Raw genomic sequence first — 4,867 nt, 5'->3', positions numbered from 1 at the left:
GGTGGTGCTGGAGTGTCTGCCGCCGTCTTATGTCTCTCAGCTTTTTGTTTTGGGCGGGGGTGTGGTGGGTGGGGGGCGGGCGGCGGCGCCCGCGGCCGACTTCCTGCGCGAGGTGGGTGGTGGGTGCGCAAGGGTGTGAATCAGTAGACCGGTCTGCATATTTTTCCGAGGCGGCGCCGGGCGGTGCCTGGTCAGTGGGTGTGGTGGTAGGTGGCGAGGGTGGTGAAGGCGGCCTTGGGGTCCCAGGGGAGGTCGGGGTAGGTGGTGCCGGGGCGGTCCTCGTAGACCTTGACGATGCCGTAGCTGGCGAGGTCGAGGTCGTCGCGGGGGTCGGCGTCGGGGCGGTGTACGTGGTCGTACAGGGCGAAGGTGAAGACGAAGGTGGCGTCGATGCCGCCGGCGTCGAAGGCCTCCAGCAGTTCGCGCAGGTAGGCGGCCTGGCCGGCCTCGTCGCGCTCGTACGCGGCCTTCAGTCGGACGGGGCCCTCGGCGTCGTACTCGACGATGTCCAGGCCGAGCGCGCCCCGGTCGCCCGCGCCGCGGTAGCCGGCGGAGCCGAACTCGGTGATGGCGACGGGCTTTCCCTGCGCGGCCAGCTCGTGGACGCCGTCGGCGAACCGGTCGGCGGTCTCTGCGGAGCGGTAGAGGTCGAGGGAGATGAGGTCGAAGGGCGTCCAGTCGACGCGCTCCAGCGGTACGGCGGCGTAGGTGACGCGTCCGCCGAAGTGTCCGCGGACGGTGGCCACGGCCTGGTCGAGGAACGCGTTGACCCGGCCGCTGACCGGTCCGAGGTGTTCGCGGACGAGCTCGGGTCGGCTGAGCAGGGCGATGCGGTCGTCCGTGGTGTCGCCGGGCAGGAATCCCGGGTTCATCAGGCTGAGTTCGGCTCCGGTGACGAACACCACCTCGGCCCCGCGCCGCCGCAGCCGTTCCGCGCGCTCGGCGCAGTCGGCGAACAGGGCCAGCAGCTCGTCGGCGGTGAGTTCCAGCGGGTACGGGGAGTACCAGACCTCCAGTCCGAGGTCGGCGGCGAGGCCGGCGGCGAGTTCGATCCGGTCGGGGTCACCGCCCATGATGCGGACCGCGTTGCAGTGCAGGTCGTCGCGGATGATGCGCAGTTCGCGTTCGACCTCCTTCGGGTCGAACCGGCTGCGGGAGTACGACCCGTTCCTGACGAATCCGGTGTCGTAGCTGATGCCTTTGGCGCGCACGATGTCCTGCCTTCCTGGGGGTGGGCGGGGAGCGGCAAATACGGTACGGCCAGTACCCTAGTTGGCGCGGGTCGGAGAAGACAAGAAGGATGGGAGGGTAGGGAGCGGTATCGACGGGGGTATCGACGGCGGTACCGGCGACGGGATCGGACGGGACGAGGGCCATGGCCGGGCAGACACGGCGGCGCGGGGCGGCGCTGGAGGAGGCGATCCTCCAGGCGGCGGTGGCGGAGCTCACCGAGTCCGGATTCGCCGGGCTGACCATGGACAAGGTGGCCGCCCGCGCCGGCACCAACAAGAACGCCCTCTACCGCCGCTGGCCCAACCGCCTGGCCCTCGGTATCGCCGCCTACAAGCAGCTGGCCACCGCCGCCGTGCCCCCCGACACCGGTGAACTACGCGGGGACGCCCTGGAGTTGCTCCGCCAGGCGAACCGGCACTGGAGCTCCCCGCTCGGCGCGATCCTGCGCGAACTCCTGGCCGCCGCCGGTGGCGCGGCGGAGTTCCTGGCGCAGCTCCAGGACCAGTCCGGCGAGGCCGCGGCCACACCCTGGCTCACCATCCTGGGGCGCGCGGTCGCCCGTGGTGAAGCGGCCCCAGGGGCGCTCCACCCCAGGGTGGCCACGGTGGCGGTGGTGCTGCTGCGCAACGAGTTCGTGGTGCGGGGCGTGCCGACCGCGCCCGACGACGTCCTGGTCGAGATCGTGGACGAGGTCTACCTGCCGCTGATCCGACGCCGCGGGCCGGCGGACGTCTGAACGGGCACGGCCCCGGAGTGGCGCCCGGCGGGGCTCGGCGGACGGGCTGAGGTCGGGCTGAGGTCGGGCTGAGGGCGGCGCGGGCCTCCGGGGTCAGGAACCGCCGAGGTGGCGCGCCTCCAGGTACACCGTCCGCTCGGTCTGTCCGGGGTCGGCCAGCGCGCTGAAGCGGCTTCCGGTGGAGGTCGTGAAGTCGACGAAGAGGTCGTAGGTCACGTTCTTGTCGAAGGACCAGCCGAAGGTCCGGGTCTCGGTGTCGGAGTCGAAGCCCGTCCCGGCCCCCTGTCCGGGGCTCCAGTGGACGGGGCGGGCCAGGTCCACCGAGTGGTCGGCGAGGAAGCGGTCCACGCAGTCCTTCGGGGCCCGGAAGCTCAGGTTCAGGGCCTCTCCGGGGTACTTCGCGGATCCGTGGAACCCGACGTCCTGAAGGTCGCACGCGGGCAGGTCCAGCCCGAACGCCTTCGTCACTTTTTCGAGGGTCTGCCCCTTCGGGCTGCCCGGGTACGCCCTCGGGTCCGGATCCGGGTCCCCGGCCGCGCAGCCGGCCACCAGGGCGACGGCGGCGGTCGCGGCCGCAGCCAGTGCGGCCGCGCGTCGCGCCGGCCGGGATGTGAACGGCCTTGCTGCGTCTAGCCCTTGCATGAATCTCCCCTCCCCGGACGGGTGCCGTCCCGCAGGGAGGGCCCCGCGGGACGGTACCGAAGGCGGATCGGATGATCAACCGGCGTGGGCGCCGGGCAGGATCCGCCGGACGGGTCCTAACTGTTCCCGGCGACCAGGGAGTTGGTGAGCCGGTCGGCGACGGTGGCGTCGAGGGGGGCGTGGCCGAGGAGGAAGCGGTACCAGAAGACGCCGTAGACCTGGTCGACGATCAGGTCGAGGTCGGTGTCGTCGGCGAGTTCGCCGCGTTCGCGGCCGCGGGCGAGGAGGTCGCGCAGGGCGGTGCGGCGGGTGGCGGTGAAGGTCTGCATGAGGTCGGCGAGGTGGGGGTCGCGGGCGGCTTCGCGGACGAGGGTGCGCAGGGCGGGGGCGGTGGTGTCGCGCTGGGAGCCGTCGAAGGTGGTGGCGATGAAGGCGCGGAGGTCGGTGCGCAGGGTGCCGGTGTCGGGGCCGGGGGCGTCCTGGTCGGCACGGTCGGTGAGGGCGTCGAGCAGGACGGCGCCCTTGGAGGGCCACCAGCGGTAGACGGTCTGCTTGCCGACGCCGGCGGTGCGGGCGATGGCGTCGATGGTGACGGGGGTGCCGTCGGACTCGGCGAGCAGGTGCAGGGCCGCGTCGAGGATCGCCTGGTGGGCGGCTTCGTTGCGGCGGCGTCCGGTGTGCGGGCGGGCTTCGGTCATCGTGTTCCCTTTCCTCTTCCCCCGCTTGACAAGACTAGCAGTCTCGATAACATTATTGACGGAACTAGCGGTCTCGACAAGATGAAGGGCACGCCACCATGGGCACCACGCCAAACCTCTTCACCGGACAGCGCGTCGTCGTGATGGGCGGCAGCTCGGGCATCGGCGAGGCCGCGGCCACCGCCTTCGCCGCGGACGGCGCCGAGGTCGTGATCACCGGCCGCGGCCGGGACCGGCTGGACGCCGCCGTCGCCCGGATCGGCGGCAAGACCGTCGGCCACCAGCTGGACGCGGCCGACCCCGAGGCCGTCGCGGCCTTCTTCGCCCGGTCCGGCACCGTCGACCACCTGGTCGTCGCGGTCAGCGGCGCGGCCGGCAGCGGCCCGTTCGCCCAGCTCGACCTGGCCGAGCTCGCCACCGGGTTCGACGCCAAGTTCTGGCCGCAGGTCCGCGTCCTCCAGGCGGCGCTGCCGCACCTGCGGTCGGACGGATCCGTCACGCTGATCACCGCCGCCTCCGCCCGCGCCGCGATCCCCGGCACCGCCGGACTCGCCGCCATCAACGGCGCGCTGGAGGCGATGGTCCCGCCGCTGGCCGTCGAACTCGCCCCGCTGCGGATCAACGCCGTCTCGCCCGGCGTCATCGACACCCCGTGGTGGGACCGCGTCCCGGCCGAGCAGCGGACGGCGCTGTTCGACGGCCTCGCCGCCACCACCCCGGTCGGCCGCGTCGGCCGGGCCGAGGACATCGCGCAGGCCATCCACCTGCTGGCCGCCAACACCTTCGTGACGGGCGTGGTGTTCGACTGCACGGGCGGGGCCAACCTGCCCACCGGGCGCTGAACGAACCGTCGGCCGACCGGGCCCGTGGCCCGCAGCCGTATCCGGCCCGCAGTCGCGCCCGGCCCGCAGTCGCGCCCGGTCCGGAGCCGTCTCCGGGCCGGGCGTTGTCACAGCTCAGCCGTACGGTTCGGTCATGAGCGTTCCCGACCTGATCCCCATCCGGTACGAGCCCGACTACCGCACCCGCACCATCGGCCGGTGCGAGGGCGGCCAGTTCCTCGCCTCCGTCACGGCGGCCTTCCCGGAGGTCGGGGCCGACGTCGAGAACTGGCAGGCGCAGAAGCGCTGGTTCGCGGTGCTCCACCGCTTCGACGACGCCGGCCGGCACCTCGACTCGCGCATCCGCTCGACCGGCACGACGGCGGACGGCGAGAAGGCGGCCGTCGAGGCCGCCCGCGCACTCCTCGCCGACTGGCTCGACGCCCTCCCCGGCCGCGCGTACGGGGACGTCGCCATCGCGCCGTTCGCCGTCCGGGTCGAGGGGGCGCTGTTCGGGCTGGTCATCGAGACGGACGAGGAGGACGAGGAGGAGGAAGAAGAGGGCGAGGACGGCGAGGGCGGGGTCTGGGCCGAGCTCTACCCCGACGGCCTCGGCTTCCACGCCCCGTGGGACGGCTGCTACGACACCTGAGCCGCGGCCGCCGTCACCACTTCGCCTCCTGGCGGTCCTTGAGGAACACCCCCGACCGCCTGTCTCTGATACATATCTGACGCTG

6 protein-coding genes are annotated in these 4,867 nt (G+C 72.6%); 3 read left to right on the top strand and 3 right to left on the bottom strand.

All coding sequences use genetic code 11. From position 1 onward, the window contains the following. Positions 1–191 precede the first annotated feature (191 nt). A complete protein-coding gene (locus tag ACFV6I_RS03950) occupies positions 192–1,211 on the bottom strand; it encodes a hypothetical protein (protein WP_380423496.1) in 1,020 nt (339 codons plus the stop codon). A 164-nt stretch (positions 1,212–1,375) separates the two neighbouring features. On the opposite strand from ACFV6I_RS03950, the gene ACFV6I_RS03945 reads away from it, so the two are divergent. Next, positions 1,376–1,969 carry a TetR/AcrR family transcriptional regulator gene (locus ACFV6I_RS03945; RefSeq protein ID WP_380423495.1) on the top strand — a complete coding sequence of 198 codons (594 nt, stop codon included), beginning with the start codon at positions 1,376–1,378 and terminating at the stop codon, positions 1,967–1,969. 93 nt (positions 1,970–2,062) lie between these two features. On the opposite strand, the gene ACFV6I_RS03940 is transcribed toward ACFV6I_RS03945, so the two are convergent. Together ACFV6I_RS03940 and ACFV6I_RS03935 are read right to left on the bottom strand one after the other, a co-directional pair. Then, complete coding sequence (locus ACFV6I_RS03940; protein ID WP_380381027.1) at positions 2,063–2,437, bottom strand: hypothetical protein; 375 nt, start codon at positions 2,435–2,437, stop codon at positions 2,063–2,065. 290 nt (positions 2,438–2,727) lie between these two features. After that, positions 2,728–3,309 carry a TetR/AcrR family transcriptional regulator gene (locus ACFV6I_RS03935; protein ID WP_380423494.1) on the bottom strand — a complete coding sequence of 194 codons (582 nt, stop codon included), beginning with the start codon at positions 3,307–3,309 and terminating at the stop codon, positions 2,728–2,730. Between the two features lie 98 nt (positions 3,310–3,407). Here ACFV6I_RS03935 and ACFV6I_RS03930 point away from each other — a divergent pair, with 98 nt between their 5' ends. Both ACFV6I_RS03930 and ACFV6I_RS03925 read left to right on the top strand, forming a co-directional pair. Further along, on the top strand, positions 3,408–4,151 hold the full coding sequence (locus ACFV6I_RS03930) for an SDR family oxidoreductase (protein ID WP_380423493.1): 744 nt from the start codon (positions 3,408–3,410) through the stop codon (positions 4,149–4,151). Between the two features lie 133 nt (positions 4,152–4,284). Continuing rightward, positions 4,285–4,782 (top strand): hypothetical protein, encoded by a 498-nt coding sequence (locus ACFV6I_RS03925; RefSeq protein ID WP_380346215.1) that lies wholly within the window; start codon positions 4,285–4,287, stop codon positions 4,780–4,782. Positions 4,783–4,867 lie beyond the last annotated feature (85 nt).

This window comes from Kitasatospora sp. NPDC059803 (genome assembly GCF_042732255.1).
In the GTDB taxonomy this organism is placed as follows: Bacteria; Actinomycetota; Actinomycetes; order Streptomycetales; family Streptomycetaceae; genus Kitasatospora.
Note: the sequence above shows the minus strand (reverse complement) of the source record. Positions and strands in the feature narration are given on the sequence as shown.

What these genes read in the sequence shown, in the direction of transcription:
- ACFV6I_RS03945 (WP_380423495.1), top strand. Translation starts at nt 1,376, where the DNA reads ATGGCCGGGCAGACACGGCGGCGCGGGGCGGCGCTGGAGGAGGCGATC.
- ACFV6I_RS03935 (WP_380423494.1), bottom strand. Translation starts at nt 3,309, where the DNA reads ATGACCGAAGCCCGCCCGCACACCGGACGCCGCCGCAACGAAGCCGCC.
- ACFV6I_RS03930 (WP_380423493.1), top strand. Translation starts at nt 3,408, where the DNA reads ATGGGCACCACGCCAAACCTCTTCACCGGACAGCGCGTCGTCGTGATG.
- ACFV6I_RS03925 (WP_380346215.1), top strand. Translation starts at nt 4,285, where the DNA reads ATGAGCGTTCCCGACCTGATCCCCATCCGGTACGAGCCCGACTACCGC.